Source organism: Pseudomonas sp. CBC3, from assembly GCF_037967085.1.
GTDB lineage: Bacteria > Pseudomonadota > Gammaproteobacteria > Pseudomonadales > Pseudomonadaceae > Stutzerimonas.
The window spans coordinates 1-16,795 of sequence record NZ_JBANEO010000002.1 but is presented as its reverse complement, the minus strand read 5'-3'; the positions used below and the strand labels follow the sequence as shown (position 1 = coordinate 16,795).

Annotated in this window: 18 protein-coding genes, 1 tRNA gene, 1 rRNA gene and 1 pseudogene; 12 read left to right on the top strand and 9 right to left on the bottom strand. The window is 57.1% G+C overall.

Annotated features, from left to right (window positions below; all coding sequences use genetic code 11):
* Positions 1-74: 74 nt before the first annotated feature.
* From V6943_RS07220 to V6943_RS07180, 9 genes are all read left to right on the top strand, one after another.
* A complete protein-coding gene (locus V6943_RS07220) occupies positions 75-1,298 on the top strand; it encodes an MFS transporter (protein ID WP_340553058.1) in 1,224 nt (407 codons plus the stop codon).
* A 35-nt stretch (positions 1,299-1,333) separates the two neighbouring features.
* Positions 1,334-2,134: a 2,5-didehydrogluconate reductase DkgB gene (gene dkgB, locus V6943_RS07215; RefSeq protein ID WP_340553057.1), complete on the top strand. Its 801-nt coding sequence runs from the start codon at positions 1,334-1,336 to the stop codon at positions 2,132-2,134.
* Positions 2,135-2,251: 117 nt separating this feature from the next.
* Positions 2,252-2,328, top strand: a tRNA-Met gene (locus tag V6943_RS07210).
* Positions 2,329-2,429: 101 nt separating this feature from the next.
* On the top strand, positions 2,430-3,005 hold the full coding sequence (locus V6943_RS07205) for a hypothetical protein (protein WP_340553056.1): 576 nt from the start codon (positions 2,430-2,432) through the stop codon (positions 3,003-3,005).
* Positions 3,006-3,212: 207 nt separating this feature from the next.
* A complete protein-coding gene (locus V6943_RS07200; RefSeq protein WP_340553055.1) occupies positions 3,213-3,437 on the top strand; it encodes a hypothetical protein in 225 nt (74 codons plus the stop codon).
* Positions 3,438-3,592: 155 nt separating this feature from the next.
* Entirely contained in the window at positions 3,593-3,922 is a 330-nt protein-coding gene (locus tag V6943_RS07195; RefSeq protein ID WP_340553054.1) for a hypothetical protein, read from the top strand.
* Positions 3,923-3,988: 66 nt separating this feature from the next.
* Positions 3,989-5,293: a DUF262 domain-containing protein gene (locus tag V6943_RS07190; protein ID WP_340553053.1), complete on the top strand. Its 1,305-nt coding sequence runs from the start codon at positions 3,989-3,991 to the stop codon at positions 5,291-5,293.
* Positions 5,287-6,039: an HNH endonuclease family protein gene (locus V6943_RS07185; protein WP_340553670.1), complete on the top strand. Its 753-nt coding sequence runs from the start codon at positions 5,287-5,289 to the stop codon at positions 6,037-6,039. Before V6943_RS07190 ends, V6943_RS07185 begins: the two co-directional genes overlap by 7 nt.
* Before the next feature lie 232 nt (positions 6,040-6,271).
* Positions 6,272-6,523, top strand: a complete 252-nt coding sequence (locus V6943_RS07180) for a hypothetical protein (protein ID WP_340553747.1) — start codon at positions 6,272-6,274, stop codon at positions 6,521-6,523.
* A gap of 305 nt (positions 6,524-6,828) precedes the next feature.
* Here V6943_RS07180 and V6943_RS07175 read toward each other — a convergent pair whose 3' ends face one another.
* On the bottom strand, positions 6,829-7,233 hold the full coding sequence (locus V6943_RS07175; RefSeq protein WP_340553052.1) for a VOC family protein: 405 nt from the start codon (positions 7,231-7,233) through the stop codon (positions 6,829-6,831).
* Positions 7,234-7,288: 55 nt separating this feature from the next.
* Between V6943_RS07175 and V6943_RS07170 the strand changes: the two genes are divergently transcribed.
* The gene (locus tag V6943_RS07170; RefSeq protein WP_340553051.1) at positions 7,289-7,591 is read left to right on the top strand and encodes a putative quinol monooxygenase; all 303 of its coding nucleotides are present in this window, start codon (positions 7,289-7,291) and stop codon (positions 7,589-7,591) included.
* A 254-nt stretch (positions 7,592-7,845) separates the two neighbouring features.
* Here the strand turns inward: V6943_RS07170 and V6943_RS07165 are convergent, their stop codons facing one another.
* The 4 genes from V6943_RS07165 to otsB form a co-directional block, all read right to left on the bottom strand.
* A complete protein-coding gene (locus tag V6943_RS07165; protein ID WP_340553050.1) occupies positions 7,846-8,757 on the bottom strand; it encodes a DMT family transporter in 912 nt (303 codons plus the stop codon).
* Positions 8,757-9,404: a carbonate dehydratase gene (gene can / locus V6943_RS07160; RefSeq protein ID WP_131650972.1), complete on the bottom strand. Its 648-nt coding sequence runs from the start codon at positions 9,402-9,404 to the stop codon at positions 8,757-8,759. Before can ends, V6943_RS07165 begins: the two co-directional genes overlap by 1 nt.
* Positions 9,405-9,484: 80 nt before the next feature.
* Positions 9,485-10,894, bottom strand: a complete 1,410-nt coding sequence (gene otsA, locus V6943_RS07155) for an alpha,alpha-trehalose-phosphate synthase (UDP-forming) (RefSeq protein ID WP_340553049.1) — start codon at positions 10,892-10,894, stop codon at positions 9,485-9,487.
* Between the two features lie 14 nt (positions 10,895-10,908).
* The gene (gene otsB, locus V6943_RS07150) at positions 10,909-11,685 is read right to left on the bottom strand and encodes a trehalose-phosphatase (protein WP_340553048.1); all 777 of its coding nucleotides are present in this window, start codon (positions 11,683-11,685) and stop codon (positions 10,909-10,911) included.
* Positions 11,686-11,869: 184 nt separating this feature from the next.
* On the opposite strand from otsB, the gene V6943_RS07145 reads away from it, so the two are divergent.
* Positions 11,870-12,412, top strand: coding sequence for a hypothetical protein (locus V6943_RS07145; protein ID WP_340553047.1), 543 nt, complete (start codon positions 11,870-11,872; stop codon positions 12,410-12,412).
* A 105-nt stretch (positions 12,413-12,517) separates the two neighbouring features.
* Here the strand turns inward: V6943_RS07145 and rimI are convergent, their stop codons facing one another.
* Genes rimI through V6943_RS07130 form a run of 3 tightly spaced genes read right to left on the bottom strand, consistent with a single transcriptional unit; the run spans position 12,518 to position 15,365 of the window.
* Positions 12,518-12,970 (bottom strand): ribosomal protein S18-alanine N-acetyltransferase, encoded by a 453-nt coding sequence (gene rimI, locus V6943_RS07140; protein WP_181105368.1) that lies wholly within the window; start codon positions 12,968-12,970, stop codon positions 12,518-12,520.
* A 23-nt stretch (positions 12,971-12,993) separates the two neighbouring features.
* Positions 12,994-13,821, bottom strand: coding sequence for an energy transducer TonB (locus V6943_RS07135; protein ID WP_340553046.1), 828 nt, complete (start codon positions 13,819-13,821; stop codon positions 12,994-12,996).
* Complete coding sequence (locus V6943_RS07130; RefSeq protein WP_340553045.1) at positions 13,818-15,365, bottom strand: 2-isopropylmalate synthase; 1,548 nt, start codon at positions 15,363-15,365, stop codon at positions 13,818-13,820. Before V6943_RS07130 ends, V6943_RS07135 begins: the two co-directional genes overlap by 4 nt.
* Positions 15,366-15,517: 152 nt before the next feature.
* Between V6943_RS07130 and V6943_RS07125 the strand changes: the two are divergent.
* Positions 15,518-16,137 (top strand): annotated as a pseudogene (locus V6943_RS07125) (Mks condensin complex protein MksB); the annotation flags it as partial.
* Between the two features lie 514 nt (positions 16,138-16,651).
* On the opposite strand, the gene rrf reads toward V6943_RS07125, so the two are convergent.
* Positions 16,652-16,767: ribosomal RNA gene (gene rrf, locus V6943_RS07120) — 5S ribosomal RNA — on the bottom strand.
* Positions 16,768-16,795 lie beyond the last annotated feature (28 nt).

The following is a 16,795-nucleotide window of genomic DNA, read 5'->3' as shown; positions in this document are numbered from 1 at the left end:
CCTGAGACCCGGTTTTTCCGCATGAGTCTGCGGTAGACACTGCGCGCCATGCAATTCAACCGGAGTTTTATCCCATGCCCATCGCTTTGCTCGCGCTAACCCTCAGCGCATTCGCCATCGGCACGACGGAGTTCGTCATCGTCGGCCTGATTCCCACCATCGCAAATGATCTGGCCGTCAGCCTGCCTTCCGCCGGGTTGCTGGTCAGCCTCTATGCCCTCGGCGTCGCGGTCGGTGCGCCACTGCTCACCGCCCTGACCGGCAAGGTCCCACGCAAGCTGTTGCTGCTTTCGTTGATGGTGCTATTCACCGCCGGCAACCTACTGGCCTGGCAGGCACCGGGATACGAGTCGCTGATCCTGGCGCGCATCGTCACCGGCCTCGCCCACGGCGTGTTCTTTTCCATCGGTTCGACCATCGCCACTAGCCTGGTCTCGAAGGAAAAGGCCGCCAGCGCCATTGCCATTATGTTCACCGGACTCACCGTCGCCCTGGTAACCGGCGTGCCGCTCGGCACTTTCATCGGTCAGCAGTTCGGCTGGCGGGAAACCTTTCTCGCCGTGTCGCTGCTCGGTGTGATCGCCTTTATCGGCAGCCTGCTCTTCGTGCCCCGCAACATTCAGCACAGCAAGCCCGCCTCCATCGTTCAGCAACTGGCCGTACTGAAACAGCCGCGCCTTCTGTTGGTCTACGCGATGACGGCCGTCGGCTACGGCGGCACCTTTATCGCGTTTACCTTTCTCGCGCCGATCCTGCAGCAGATCAGCGGCTTTGGTGAAGGCGCGGTGAGCCTGGTTCTGCTGGTCTACGGCGTCTCGGTGGCAGTGGGCAATATCTGGGGCGGCAAGCTGGCCGACCGCCGCGGGCCGATCAATGCACTCAAGCTGATCTTTACGCTCCTGGCTGTTGTGCTTTTCGCCCTCACCTTCACAGCCGGCAATCCCTGGCTGGCGCTGGCAACCGTACTGCTTTGGGGTGCCGTGGCCTTCGGCAACGTGCCCGGCCTGCAGGTCTATGTGGTACGCCAGGCCGAGCACTACACGCCGAAGGCTGTGGACGTCGCCTCGGGCCTGAACATCGCCGCGTTCAACCTCGGTATTGCCGGTGGCGCATGGCTCGGCGGACATATCGTCGCTTCCATGGGTCTGATCCATACCGCGTGGATCGGCTCGCTGGTCGTGCTGGGAGCCCTGGCACTGACGTTCTGGAGCGGCCGGCTGGATCGCAAGGCCGGTACAGCACCAGCCCATACCTCAGGCACCGATACTCACGAGCCGGTACTTACCGCCTCGCATTGAACTCACCCTAAGAGAACCCCACAGGAGAACCCTCAATGACCATTCCCACATTCGGCCTCGGCACCTTTCGCCTCAAGGGTCAGCAAGTCATCGATTCGGTGAAGATGGGCCTCGAACTCGGCTATCGCCACATCGACACCGCGCAGATCTACGACAACGAAGCGGAAGTCGGCCAGGCCATCGCCGAGAGCGGCGTCCCGCGCGACGAGCTGTTCGTGACCACCAAGGTCTGGACCAGCAACCTTGGCGCCGACCGCCTGATCCCCAGCCTAGAGGAAAGCCTGAGCAAACTGCGCATGGAACAGGTGGACCTCACCCTCGTGCATTGGCCGTCGCCCAATGACGAGCTGGCCGTCGCCGACTACCTAGCCCGGATAATGGACGCCAAGCAGCGAGGCCTGACTCGCGCCATCGGCATCTCCAACTTCACCATCAGCCATATGCAACAGGCCATCGACGCCATCGGTGCCGAGAACATCGCCACCAATCAGGTCGAGGTGCATCCCTTCTTGCAGAACCGCAAGGTCATCGATTTCGCCCGCAGCCAGGGCATCCACATCACCGCTTATATGCCGCTCGCCTACGGCAAGGTGATGCAGGAAGAAGTGCTGCAGCGCATCGCCGAAGCCCACAACGCCAGCCCCGCACAGATCGCCCTTGCCTGGTTGCTGCAACAGGGCTTCGCCGTAATCCCCTCCTCCACCAAGCGCAAAAACCTCGCCGCCAATCTGGCTGCTCAGGAGCTGCGCTTGACCGATGAAGAGATGCAGCAGATCGCCACGCTGGATCGCAACGAGCGCCTGGCCAACCCCGACTTCGCGCCAAAATGGGATTGATCGACAGCGCACCGGCAACGGTCGGACCGGCGGCATAAGCGTTTGAAAAAGCAGGTAGAAAAAGCGCACCCGGAGGGTTGACACACAACCGCGCGGCGCGAATAATGCGCGCCACTTGGCTACGTAGCTCAGTTGGTTAGAGCATAGCATTCATAATGCTGGGGTCCGGGGTTCAAGTCCCTGCGTAGCCACCAAATTCAAGAAAGGGTTCAGCGAAAGCTGAACCCTTTTTTTGTGCCCGCTCGTGACTACAGCTTGACTACCTGACGCCTACACCTTCAAAAGCAGGATGCTTATGAAACTTCTAAAGTCCATCTTATTCGCGGTTGTCCTTTTTGGAGTTGGGAAACTCCTATTCCCGCTACTGCCGCTGCATTATCAACACAAGGTCATCGACTGGTATGGTCGTCTGGGTACGCCCACCTTCTCATATTCGCCAGACGGTTTCTTCGCGCAAGACCAAGCGTCGGTCATCAGCGAGAATCAGGCACGGGGCCATAAGCTTAAATGCTACGGCAATCTTGGCCCGTCAGAACGCATCACAGCTCAAAATGACTACTTATGCTCAGCGCATATCAGCAATGCGTACGACAACATTCCAGCACGACTGGTAACGTTCTTCTTCACTCAAGAAAAGCTAAGCAACGTACGCATCGAATTTGCTGACGGGAGCTTTGATCAGTTGCAAGACTATCTTTCAAGAAAGCTTGCGGACTTCCCACGCCTAGACCAAATGTCAGGTGCCAGATTCGGAACTGATTCATTTGGGAAAAAGTTAATGGTATGGCGAGTGAGGAATGGCCTGATCACAGCTCAAGCAGAGGACACGCCTGGGCAAAACCCGGTGATACTGTGGAGCGCCTACAGGTAAAGACCTTGGAGCAGGCGTGGCTCATAGAACTCTAGGAGCGCTCTGAACCAACGTAGATAGCCGTAGTGCAGACCGCAGATGATCCGGTGGCAAATGTGCATAGCGCATCCTCTTTTTTTCTTGCACGGCCACCAAATTCAAGAAAGGGTTCAGCGAAAGCTGAACCCTTTCTTGTGCCCGTTTAGCCAACCGCACCGAGAGCGCACCATGAGAGACGACTTCGACAACATCCGCGCCGAGCGCGAAACGCCCTACCGCACCGCTGCTATCCAAGCTAACCAGCATTCCGGGCTGTGGAAACAGATAGCCATCGGCATCGTGGTCGGGCATCTGTCGTTGGGGTTGATCGGCGCGGTGGTCTGGATGGTGGCGGCGCAGTTGCTCGTGGGCGATCTGCAGATCGTTGCACCTTGGTCGGAAATGCATAGATAGCCAAAGTGGCATTGCCCAATAGCGATGCGCCATCAGAGAATGGCCCGACGAGTCAAACTACGACGAGGCCAACCGAAGTTTGGCCAATCCAAACGCGGGATAGCGATCAGCAGAAAGTAGCTAGAGCTGGTACGCCGAAGGAATGAAGAAGACCAATGAAACGGATTTTGCTGGCACTAGCCCTAGTCTCAAACCCCGCCCTCGCTGAAGAGTCCAAACCCATTGCCACCCAGGTCGGTGATGCAATGCGGCCTACTGCCGAAGCCTACGGCAACACCATGACGCGCCTAGTCAACGAGTTCTTCGCTGGTTCCAACGGCGTAATGGGCGAAGCCGCCCGCACCAACCTCAAAGCTCAGGACCAACGCGAACGCGAAGCCAATCGCGGGGTTCGCCGCACCATGAAGGAATGCATTAAGCCTGGAAACGTCATTGATGAAGACGTCAAAGACTGCATCGATGGAACTAGAAGAATAGACTGGTAATAGCTAAATAAGCGGCTATCAGCTGTGTATGGACAAGCGTATAAAAAGCGGTGAGAGGGCGACGTAATGCAATCAGAATTAAAATCTCTTTCGAAAATTTTCACAGAAGTAGTTTTTAGAATCCCTGACTATCAACGTGGATACTCGTGGGGCAAAAAACATCTTAAGGATTTCTGGGGAGACATTGAGCAACTACCTTCAGGCAAAAGCCACTACACAGGAGTCTTGACATTAGAGCCTGTAAGCAAGAAAAACTATGAACGCTGGGAAGATGATACATGGATAATAGAGTCAAAAAATTATGCTCCAATGTATATCGTAGATGGACAGCAGCGCCTAACGACAGCGGTTATCTTAATACAAGCCATACTTGAAAGGATGGAAGATGGGGAGTTACTCAACTATACGGATAAAAGCGAAATATTAAAAAAGTATATATATGAAACGAAAGGAAGAGGAATATCAAAATCTTACTTGTTTGGCTATGAAAAAGACAATCCAAGTTACGAGTATCTCAAGCAGAGCATATTTTGTGATCAGTCCATAATCCATTCCACCCAAGAAGAAACTATATATACAAAAAACTTGCGCTCTGCAAAAGAGTTTTTTTTCGAAAAACTTTCAAAACTAACGAAGGAAAATGTTGAGAAAGTTTACACAAAGCTGACACAGCATTTTCTTTTTAACATATTTTACATTGAGAAAGACCTCGATGTCTTCGTGACATTTGAGACAATGAACAACAGAGGCAAGCCTCTTTCCCACTTGGAACTATTGAAAAATCGATTGATATATCTCTCGACTAAAATGAACGGTGAGCGCACTGAGAGCGACCACTTACGTAAAGCTATTAATGAAAGCTGGAAGTCAGTTTATCATTACCTAGGCAAGATCGATGACAGCGGATCTGATGATGATGGCTTTTTAGGAACTCACTACGTTTTTTATTTCTCGCCGAAATTGAATAATAAAGACGAGGCCTATCTCAATACCTTCCGGCGCGAGCATCTCTTTCAAGAACAGTTCAAAGACAAGCTATTAGAAGATATTTTTACAGCAAAAAAACTAGAATCGTCTGATAGCTCCCTGACCATTCAAGATATATTTAATTACTCCCAAAGCTTAAAAGAACTGGTGCGTGCGTACTACGAGGTTAAGGTTCCGGAACAAAGCTCGTTTAGTGAGATCGAGAAAAACCGCCTAGCTCAGATAAATCGGATTGGCAATAGCGGATATATGGCTCTCGCAACTATGAATACGGTCAAAGCGCCCAAGGAGCGCGAGCGCTTGCTCGAAGCTATTGAGCGTTATAACTTTGCCATAGGCTTACACCGTATCACTTCAGCAGTTTCGGAGCGGTTGACATACTAGAGGAAACTGTTGACCTGATTTCAAAAAGGAAAAATGCAGAGCAGATTGTTAGATCAATAACTGAAATAACCGAGGCTTATTCAAAGTCCACAGAATTCCATGAATCCATTCGATCAATAGGCAATAACTCTAGATACGCCTATTATGGCTGGGGCCTTATAAGATATTTCTTGTACGAGTATGAGCAAGAATTAAGGAAGAAATCCAAAACAACTAGGGAATTGCTAATATGGGCAAAAGATCAAAACAAAGACAGTTACGAAAAAGATCATAAAACCATCGAACATATATTTCCACAGCGAGCGCACGACAACTATTGGAAAGATAGATTTAAGAATTACAATGTAAAGCAGAGAAACGCACTACGAAACTCTCTAGGTAACTTGCTACCCGTTTCGCATGGTAAAAACTCCTCTCTTAGCAACAAGGGTTTTGACATTAAAAAAGGATCCGAGATAAACCAAGTTGGTTATAGATACGGATGTCTTTCTGAAATCCAAGTTTCGATGTCCGAAGAATGGAACGCGATAGAAATTTTGCGACGAGGGATTTACCTATTAGAATTCCTAGAGCGGCGTTGGAAGCTGGTCATTGGCGACACTAAGCAAAAAATCTCGACGCTGGGCCTAGGGTTTGTCTTGGAAGTTGAAGATATTTCCGAGGAGCAAGTCAAAACCTCGACAAAAGCTATTCCAGCAAAGCTGATAAGAGCCGCAGGGGAGAACAAGGGCAGGACCCCGTTCTAAAGCGTGACTACCCAAATTCGCTCTCAAGGAACACGCTGTATTAGTGAGGCCAAAGGGGTCCCGCGGAGGGCTAATTATGGGACCTTATGCATTAATAGAGTTCTACTCAAGTGACTCATAATGCTGGGGTCCGGGGTTCAAGTTCCTGCGTAGCCAAATTCAAGAAAGGGTTCAGCGAAAGCTGAACCCTTTTTTGTGCCCGCCGTTCAGCCCACCGCCCCGAGAGCACGCCATGAAAGACGACTTCGACAACATCCGCGCCGAGCGCGAAACGCCCTACCGCATCGCCGCTATTTCGCTCAACAACTACGCCGGCCTCTGGAAACAGATCGCGCTTGGAATTGTGGTTGGGCATCTCGTTGGGGTTGATTGGTGCGGTGGTCTAGATGGTGGCGGCTCATTTGTTTGTTGGGGATTTGCAGATCGTTGCGCCCTGGGCTTCTTAGCCTGTTCACTAGCGCCTGAACAACACGCACCGGTATAGGAGCCCTCGGCATGCTCGGGCTGATCTGCGACTTCCTGATAGAGGTACTGTGCTACCAACTCGGTCGATCGACCATACGACTGGTTACTAAAGGCTGCTATCCAAAGCCAGGAAGCCTGTGGGATGGGTTGTGTTACGCACTAGGCGGACTCGTCATCCTTAGCGCGTTGGCTACGCTGATAATCAGTGTCGCCATATTGCAGCGATAACCGAGCAAAGCCAGCCAGGCATAACGCGCCGGACGCTATCGAAACCGCCATATCAAGGAAAGGTGTTCAGCAAAGCGTCGCTGCCGTTCCCTCACCTCAACTAAACCGCTGCCCCGATATCGCCGGATGGTAAAGCGGCTGGACAGTATTCCCTGCGGGATCGAGCACATGAAAGCTATGGGCGCCGTCGCGGTGGGCGAAGGGGCGGTCGAGCATGGTTACGCCTTGGGCTTTCAGGTATTCGTACCAGGCGTGCAGTTCGTCCAGGCTGTCGACGATAAAGCCGTAGTGATCCATCGCCTGGACGCCGCTGCTTTTTTCCCGAGCGCGGCCGAGGGAAAGGTTGTCGTTGCCGCAGGTCAGGTAGACGAGATCCTTGCTGGCGCGGTTGAGGACCTCCATGCCCAACACGTCGACGTAGAAACGTTCGCATTCTTCGAGGTTCGGCGCGGTGAGCGCCAGATGACGCAGGCCATTAAGGCGACCGGGACGCTGTGGCATCTTTTTATTCCTTGTATACAATCGAACGCTCACATTAAAACAAAATGGAGTGTTCATGTACTGCCTCATTCTGAAAACCCAACTCGCGCCGGGCTCGTTCGACAGGTTCATGGAGGCCATGCGCGTCAACGCCGCCGCTTCGGTGCAGAACGAGCCGGATTGCCTGGTATTCGATGTCATCCAGGATCTGGCGGATCCCGATCTCGTCTATCTCTACGAGCTGTACCGCGATGAAGCGGCTTTGGCTCACCACAAGACCACCGAGCACTTTCTGCACAGCCGCCCGCTGGTGGGTGAGTTCATCGTCAAGCAGGAGGCCATGAAGGGCCATATGGTTTGCGGTAACAGCAAGCGCTGAAGGACACAGCGATAGAAAAATAGCCGGACGACGACAAGCCCCGCCGAAGAGCGTGATTGCTGTTCAAACGCTGTCGACTTAGGCACGCCTGCGTTTCGGACCGGCCTGCGGCCTGTATCCGCCGCGAGGTCGCGCCTCCCACTGGAGCCGGTGTGCGCCTGCTGCTTTCGTGGACGGTCGGATCTCGAATCGAACTTGCTAAGTGACTTGCATGGCGCCGAGGCGGGGCTAACTGCAGATAGTCGGGCTCGGCATCAGCGAACCGCCCGGCGCACCGTAGTCTGGGTCGCCAGCAGCAAACCGGCGAAGATGAGCCCACCACCAACCAGATGGAACAGCTGCACTCCCTCCCCCAGCACCAGCCAGGCGAGAATCGCGGTGAAAACCGGCATCAGGTAGGTCGTCATGGCAGCCTTCGCCGCGCCAACGGTTTTGACGCCGTGGTTCCATGACAAATAGGCCGCCAGCGAGGCAAAGATGGCCGTGTAGCCGATGGCGGCGAGGTTGGTCGGGGTTGGTGTGAATCCGCCCACTTGGCCCAGTTCGTACAGGTAGAACGGCATAATCATCGGTACGCCGAGCAGCATCAGCACGCCCAGCAGCGTCAGCGGTGGCAACTGGAGAAAGCCTGACCAGCGCCGCAGGAGCAAGGTGTAAAGCGCCCAGACCAGCACCGCCACCAGCATGATCAAATCACCTGCCTGGAACGACAGTCCGCTGAACACCTCCCAGCTGCCCCGGCTAATGAGATAGACCAGCCCTCCAGCCGCAATGGCCATACCGAACCAGGCGCGCCGTGCCGGCCATTCGTTCAACAGCAGGCCGCCACCGATAAAGGTGAACAGCGGCAAGCAGGTGTTTACCAAGGTGAGATTAATGGCTTCGGTGCTTTGCGCTGCCGTGTACAGCAGCGAGTTATAGCTGCTGATGCCCAGCGCGGCGACGATCGGCAAGCGCCAGCCTGCCGCACGCAATGCCGCGCGGTGAGCCCAGATCGAGTGCGCAACGAACGGTAACAGCAGACAGGTCGCCAGCACCCAGCGCCAGAAGGACAAGGCCAGCGGTGGGATCGCATCGTGGAAGGCGCGCGCTACCAGCGCATTGCCGCTCCAGCAGAGCACGGCGAGCAGAAGACCAGCGAAGGCCCATCCTTGGCGGTTCGCCATCAGACTGGCCGATGCGGGCGCAAACGGTATTGCGGTGGCACCTGTTCCGGGCCGCTGATGGTGACGTTGAGGTCCTTCCAGATTCCGTCCTTGATGCCATAGATGCAGCCATGCACGGACAGTGCCTGGCCACGGTGCCAGGCATTCTGGACGATGCTGGTATGGCTGACGTTGGCGACCTGCTGGATGACGTTCAGTTCGCACATGCGGTCAACCTGGGCTTCCTCGGTAGGGAAGCTGGCGATGTGCTCGCGGTGCTCGTAATACAGGTCGCGGATGGTGCGCAGCCAGCCGTCGATAAGACCCAGCTGGTCGTCACGCATGGAGGCGCGAACGCCACCGCAGCCGTAATGGCCGGTGACCAGAATGTGCTTCACCTTGAGCACGTCTACTGCGTACTGAATGACGGACAGGCAGTTGAGGTCGGTATGCAGCACGACGTTGGCGACGTTGCGGTGGACGAACAGATCGCCCGGCAGCATGCCGACGATCTCATTGGCAGGCACGCGTGCGTCCGAACAGCCGATCCAGAGGTACTCCGGCACCTGCTGCTTGGCCAGTTTGGCGAAAAACGTCGGGTCTTCCTCGTTGATGGCTTCAGCCCAACGCGCGTTGTTTTCGATTAGTTGTTGAAGATCTTTGCTCATCGATAGCCCCTTTGTAATCCGATACGCACGTTACGAACCGGACCACGTTTTGACAAGCACGCCGGCCGGGACGTCACAAGCTAAACAGTGAAGAGCGGATTCGAAGGCACTTCGGCACGCGGTCGGGATGAAAAGGCGCGCAGATCACGCAGGAAGTTGTCGCGCCAGGCATCGAGGTCGGCAGCGCGGATGGCGCGCATCATGTGCTCGTAGCGATCCTTGCGCTCAGCGAGCGACATGCGCAGGGCTCGGTCCAGTGCTTCGGCCATGCCTATGCAGTCATAGGGATTGACGATCAGCGCGGAGGTCAATTCACGGGCGGCCCCGGCGAAGCGCGACAGCACGAGCACGCCGGGATCTTCCGGATCCTGCGATGCGACGTATTCCTTAGCCACGAGATTCATACCGTCGCGCAACGGCGTGACGAAACCAATGTCGGCATTGCGGAACAGGCCCATCAACACACGCCGATCATGGCTCTTGTTTAGGTAATGCAGCGGCGTCCAGTCCAGATCCGACAGCCAACCGTTGATGTGCCCCGCCGCGCTTTCCAGTTGCTGGCGGATGTGCTGATAGGTCTTCACATCAGAACGGGAGGTGGGCGCGATCTGAATGAATTCGACCGAGCGACGGTGCTCCGGGTAACGCTCGAGAAAGGCCTCGTAGGCCTTGAAACGCTCCAACAGACCTTTGGAATAGTCCAGGCGATCGACGCTGATGATCTTCTTGCGGGCAATGTCGGTGGTGCGGCGCATGGGCTTGCGACGGCCTTTGTAGGATTCGGCCAAGTCGTGGATTTCATCCGGGACCACCCCGATCGGATAGACGCCGGCGCGGAAGTTCTGCCCATAGGCGGTCAGGCTGCCGTCGGATTCCAGAATGCCGCGCACTTCACGGGTCATGTAGTCCTGAAAGGCGAGACGATCGGTTTCAGTTTGAAACCCGATGAGGTCGTAGAAACAGAGCGTTTTGAGCAGCTCGTTATGCGGCGGGATGACGGTAAGAATTTCCGGCGGCGGAAACGGGATGTGAAGAAAAAAGCCGATGCGGTTACGAATGCCCAACTGACGGCAGCATTCGGCGAAGGGGATCAGGTGGTAATCGTGGATCCAGATGATGTCGTCGGGTTTGAGCAGCGGCTTGAGCTTCTCCGCCAGCATGGCATTGACCCGTCTGTAGCCATCGTATTCCTGACGGTTGTAGCGAGCCAGATCGATGCGGTAGTGGAAGATCGGCCAGAGCGTGGCGTTGGAAAAGCCACGGTAATATTGATCGTAGTCTTGCTTGGTCAACCCCAGGGTCACGTAGGTGATGTTACCGATGGTCTCGCTGTTGGTTTGCGGGGAGCTGCTTACCTCACCGCTCCAGCCAAACCAGATGCCTCCGGCCTGGCGCAACGCGTCATAGACGCCCACTGCAAGTCCGCCAGCAGCGACCTTCCCGGCCTTAATCGGCGCTACGCGGTTGGAAACCACTACTAATCGGCTCATGGATGGTTCTCGCTTCAGTCTGGTTTTATTGGATTTACCGGCTGTTCGGATAGTGCGCTAAGTAGGCTTTCGAGCCAGGCGCCGACGGCTTCTACCGAATCCAGACGCTGCGTGGCTTCGGTCGCGCCGGTGCCGACCTTGATGCTTAACCCGCCCAGCTCATTGACAACCTTGAAGCCCGCCTCGTCGGTCAAATCGTCACCGATGAAAACAGGCGTTCGCTCCTTGAAAGGCGCTTCCTGCATGAAGGTGCGAATCACCTCGCCCTTGCTGGCGCCACGCGGCTTGAGTTCGAACACGCATTTGCCTGGCTGCAGGGCCAGCACGTCGCCGTAGCGCCCGATGAAGTCTTCAGACAGAGCACGAGCGGCATCTTCCAGTTCTGGAGCCAACCGGAAATGCAACGCGAAGGCGACATCCTTGTTTTCCAGCGATAGACCGGGAAGCTCAGCGCACGCTTTTTCCAGCTCTTGGTGGATGCGGTCGAACAGAACGTTGTCCAGCGCCAGATTCCGTAACTGGCCTTCGGCAGTACGTCTTTCAGCACCGTGCACACCGGCAGCCGGCAGGCGCAATGGCGAGAGAAGATCGTCGAGCTGGCTGAGCGGGCGTCCCGAAATGACCGCTATGGGGATCTCGCTGACATGCAGATGTTCGAGCGCCACCAGCGAGCGAGGCGGGATGAAAACGAGTTCGGGACGAGGCTGTATCTCAGCCAGCGTGCCATCGACGTCGAAGAAAAAAGCGCAGTGGCGGACGTCCAGCCCAGATAGATCATCGGATTCGTTCATGTTTCTGAGACTCTCGATCCTCGCCAGTGGTTCGCTCGTTTTGCAACGCGACAGCCCCGTAAGCGTTACGCGAAGGGCTCTTGCAGCTTGGTTTATAAAGCCCGAGCCGGCCAGCGGTCAGCCTGAATCTTCACCGCGACACCGGGTCACAATCTGCAAGACCGCAATTTCGCAGGAGGTTGTCATGAACGATCGCAAGCCCTACACCCCCACTGAAATCGACGATACCGAAGACCGCATGGGCTCGATCGAGCAGCTCGATTTCGATCAGCGTCGGGACGAACGCAAGGGCCGTATCGGTGACGAGGCCCCTGCGCAAGAGATAGAGGATGAGTTCCCGCCGGAGCGTGTCGCCGAAGCCGGCATGTCCTCCGGCGAAGTGCTGGATGACGGCGCCACCATGGATGACCTAGCACCGGAAACGCTGATCAAGGAGGACGGTGCACGTTCGCCCCACGAACGCGGCCATGGCGGCCCAGCCGATCAGGATCTGAGTGAAGTTTCCGAACACCGCATCGGCGCCGGCGTGGATCTGGACGAGGCCGAAGAGGCCCGCTATGACCCGTTGGATGGCAAGGCCTGGGATGGTCCTGCCGATGGCGATCCGGATACTGGCCTAGGTGGTGGCGATGCCGTACTGCACGAAAACGATGACCTGATGGATGACAACGAACTGGGCGGCGACGCCCCGCTGGACTCGGGGCGGGACAAAGCGCCGGGGCGGTAATCTCGTCAGGTGACGCTCATCGGGCTCAGGCCGAAAGGTTTCGTCGAGCACCAAACGAAAGGCCGGACTCATCCGAACCCGGCCTTTTCAATTCCCTTTCGCTGGTCAGTCGATCAGGGTGCAAGCCATCACCAAGGCATCTTCTCGTCCATCAGCCGATGGGTAATAGCCCCGGCGGCGCCCCACTTCGTTGAAACCGTAGCGCTCGTACAGCCGGTAAGCCGGTGCATTGCTGGCGCGCACTTCCAGAAAGCATTCTCGACCGCCACGCTCGTGGGCCCGCTGCATCAGATGTTCGAGCAGCCGCAAACCGAGGCCATGGCCTTGGCTCTGCGGTTTGACGGTGATGTTCAGCAGGTGCGCCTCGTCCAGGATGACGTTGATCACACCATGCCCGACCTGCTGCTCACCTTCGAACATGACCCAGCATTCATAAGCCGTCAGCGCATCGGTGAAGATGCCTCGGGTCCAAGGATGGCTGAACGCGGCGTATTCGATTTTCAGGACGGTTTCGATATCCGCCGCGGTCATCGGGCGGAAGCTGACTGCATCACTCATTCAACACTACTCAAGGGAGCCACTCATAAACCGGTTACCCAGCGGGGCATGCTACGACGCATGGCCTTCCACAGCTGCGCCTTGCTTTCAGGCTGCTCCATCAGCTGTTCGAGCCCAGGCATGGTCAGCACAAGCCCCAAACCTTCGACGGTGTGCTCGCGATAGCACGCATCCGCCTCGACTTCGCCAGCGAAACGAAGGGCTGGTGAGCCGATTAGCCAGAGGCAGGCACACCCCATTTCCTCCAGTTCAGCGGCGACCACACCCTGCACGTAATCGCGTGCGGCCTCGATTCCCTGATCGAGGCTGCCGCGATGCAACAGCGGCCAGCGAATCGGCTCGCCGTCACCGACCTGCTGCGGCTTGTCCGGTAGCCTGGCGGCGCGCAGCAAGTCCTTGAGCAGGATGTAAGCTGGGTCGCGGCTCTGGAAGGACTCGCCCGTCGGCAGCTCCACCAACAGCAGCACGTTGCCCGCACGCAGCAACTGCAAGGCGAAACGCGGCGGCGGCACTGCGACTTTTTGCTCGACGGCGGACGCCTGCTGCTCGTCGGATTTCAGGGCCGTTTTTTTAGGCTCGGGCATGGCGATGCGCGGCATAACCGAGCGAACCGCATCTGCCGCCGGGCTCGCCGCGGCAGCCGGTGTAGCGGTTACCGGCTTGGGCGTCAAAGGGGCCGGCTGCGCGACTGGCTGTTCGAGTTCGATGACTGGCGCGGGTTCGGGTTCAGGCTCGACGAATTGCAGCAGCTCTGGACGCGAAGGCGCGGCGAAGGGCAGCTCGGTCCTCGGCAGCCAAGTGCTGACCTGCATAGCGTCGAGGAAGGCCCGACGTCGGCTTTCGGTAATCAAACCCCGGTCACCTGCGGATGGGCCTTGGCACCCACCTGCATCAAGTTCAACGCATTCAGGTAGGCCTTGGCGGAGGCCACGACAATATCGGTATCGGCCCCGTTGCCATTGACGATGCGCCCCCCTTTCTCCAGCCGCACCGTGACCTCGCCCTGCGAATCGGTGCCCTTGGTGATGGCGTTAACTGAATACAGCTGCAACGTGGCGCAGGAATTGGCTACCGATTCGATGGCCTTGAAGGTCGCATCGACCGGACCGGAGCCCTGCGCCGATGCAGGCCGCTCACTGCCGTCCACGCTCAGGACGAGCCTGGCATCCGGCACTTCACCCGTCTTGCTCGATACCTCAAGGGTCACCAGTTTGAAGTGCTCCTGCACGTCTTCGGTGAGGGTGTCGGAGACCAGCGCCTGCAAGTCTTCGTCGAAAATCTCGTGCTTCTTGTCGGCCAATTCCTTGAAGCGCGCAAAGGCAGCGTTCAGCTCACCCTCGCCGGGCAGCACGATACCCAGCTCATCGAGCCGCGAGCGAAACGCGGCGCGGCCGGAATGCTTGCCCATGACCATCTTGTTGGCATTCCAGCCGACCGATTGCGCGGACATGATCTCGTAGGTTTCGCGGTGCTTGAGCACGCCGTCCTGGTGGATGCCAGACTCGTGGGCGAATGCATTGGCGCCGACGATGGCTTTGTTTGGCTGCACCGGAAAGCCGGTGATGCCGGAGACCAGGCGCGAGGCGCTGAGAATGTGCTCGGTCTCGATGCGGGTGTGCACGTTGAGCAGATCCTGGCGAGTCTTGATCGCCATGACGATCTCTTCCAGCGCGGCGTTGCCGGCGCGCTCGCCGAGGCCATTGATGGTGCACTCGACTTGGCGCGCGCCCGCTACAACGGCCGCCAGCGAGTTGGCGACGGCAAGGCCGAGGTCATTGTGGCAATGCACGGAGAACACCGCCTTGTCGGCATTGGGAATGCGTTCGAGCAACTGGCGGAGGGTGTCGGCATATTGATGCGGAATGGCATAGCCGACGGTGTCCGGAATATTGATGGTGCGCGCGCCGGCATTGATCGCCGCTTCGATGATACGGCAGAGAAAATCGATTTCCGAACGCCCGGCGTCCTCACAGGAAAACTCCACGTCGGCGCAGAGGTTGCGAGCCTTGGTCACGGCGCGTACGGCCTGCTCGACGACCTGGTCCGGCTGCATGCGCAGCTTGTATTGCATGTGGATCGGACTGGTGGCGATAAAGGTGTGGATACGCCCTGAGTTGGCACCGGTCAGCGCTTCGGCAGCGCGCTCGATATCGGCATCGACGGCGCGAGCCAGGCTGCATACGGTGCTGTCCCTGATGTTATCGGCCACCGCTTTGACCGCGGCGAAATCGCCCGGGCTGGCAATGGCGAAGCCGGCTTCGATCACGTCAACCTTCAGCCGTTCGAGGGACTTGGCAATGCGCAGTTTTTCTTCGCCGGTCATGGAAGCGCCGGGGCTCTGTTCGCCGTCTCGCAGGGTGGTGTCGAAGATGATGACGCGGTCGTTGCTGCTCATGTCGAATTCCTCTTGGCCAGCCGTGCGGACTCAGGCGGCGCCTCAGGTGTGAATTGTGGCCGGAAACCCACAACGCGGGAAGGCCGAGCGGCTCATTGCGCGAATCCAACAATCGGTTTGGGCTGATTTGCACCGGGTTCAGGCAGTCCAATTGGATCCGCCTGGACATCCTGGCCTCGATGGCGAAAAGCCCGAATCGCTTCGAGCTGAACGCGTAGATCCACGGCTTCCTGTCTTCTGCGCCACGAACATCGGCTCGGCTGTGCTTGGATATCGAAGCCTACTTGCGCCACCTCGAACGCCTGGCAGGGCATCCTCAGGACGCCGTCGAAATCCGCGATGGCCAGGCCCCGTCTGCCGTCTGCCGGCTGCGCCTGCTCGTATGCGCGTGCACGACGTGCTGACAAGCTCGCCAACGATGAGCAGCGCTGATCAGCGTGGCCACAGCGATCGGCAGATTCCGCTGCATCACACTATGCCAAGATGCCGGCGACCTGGATGAATACGTCGAGCCGATGATCCAACTGGCCGCGTCAGATGGCGCTTCCGAGCAAGGCGTGTGCCGCGTCGAGTAAGTGCTGATGAAGCTGCTCGGCGAGCGGCAGCGACTCGGCCAGTTGGTGGACGACGACCTACCGTTACGCGCTCATGCACGCAACCTTAGATGCAGAGCACTGCCCAGCTGACCTTGCGTCATGCTCGCGTGCTGTTGTTACCGTTACGTGAGGAGGCGCACCGACACAACGCCGTGATCCAGGGTGCCACCCAGGCCTGTCGGCCGTCCGCAAGTAACGCCATAGCTGGGTAAATCGTAGATCGAAGCCTTTATCCGCTCCACCAGCGCTGCATCGTTGAGCACACGCTGCCATCGAATTCTATGCTTTCGGGATTTGTCTGATTCGAGCCGTCAGTTGCGAGCGCGACACATCGAGACTTTTGCTGACCAGCTTCACTAGTCGCCCCCGGCAACAAGGACGAGCGCGCAATCCATTTTCGCGAACGGGCAATCTCTACTGCGTCTTGAGGAGTTCTGCTTCCATCGTCTTCTTGCCCAGCAGCTCGCGGATCTGTTCCATCCGTCGGCCAGCTCCTAGGCCGGCATCACCGTGTCACCGGAGCTGACGCCAATAGGCTGCCGCCTTGATACCAGAGTAGCCTTAGCAAGCTGTTCATAAGCCCTCATAGCCAAGTACACATCGTAGAACCGCGTCTAACAGCTTAATAATTACTGTCGCGCAAAGACAAACCCCCGACCTTCTTACGAGGGCCGGGGGTTTGGTGTAGAAGCTTGACGATGACCTACTCTCACATGGGGAGACCCCACACTACCATCGGCGATGCGTCGTTTCACTGCTGAGTTCGGGATGGGATCAGGTGGTTCCAACGCTCTATGGTCGTCAAGCAATTCGGTTGCTGCCTCGGGATTTAGC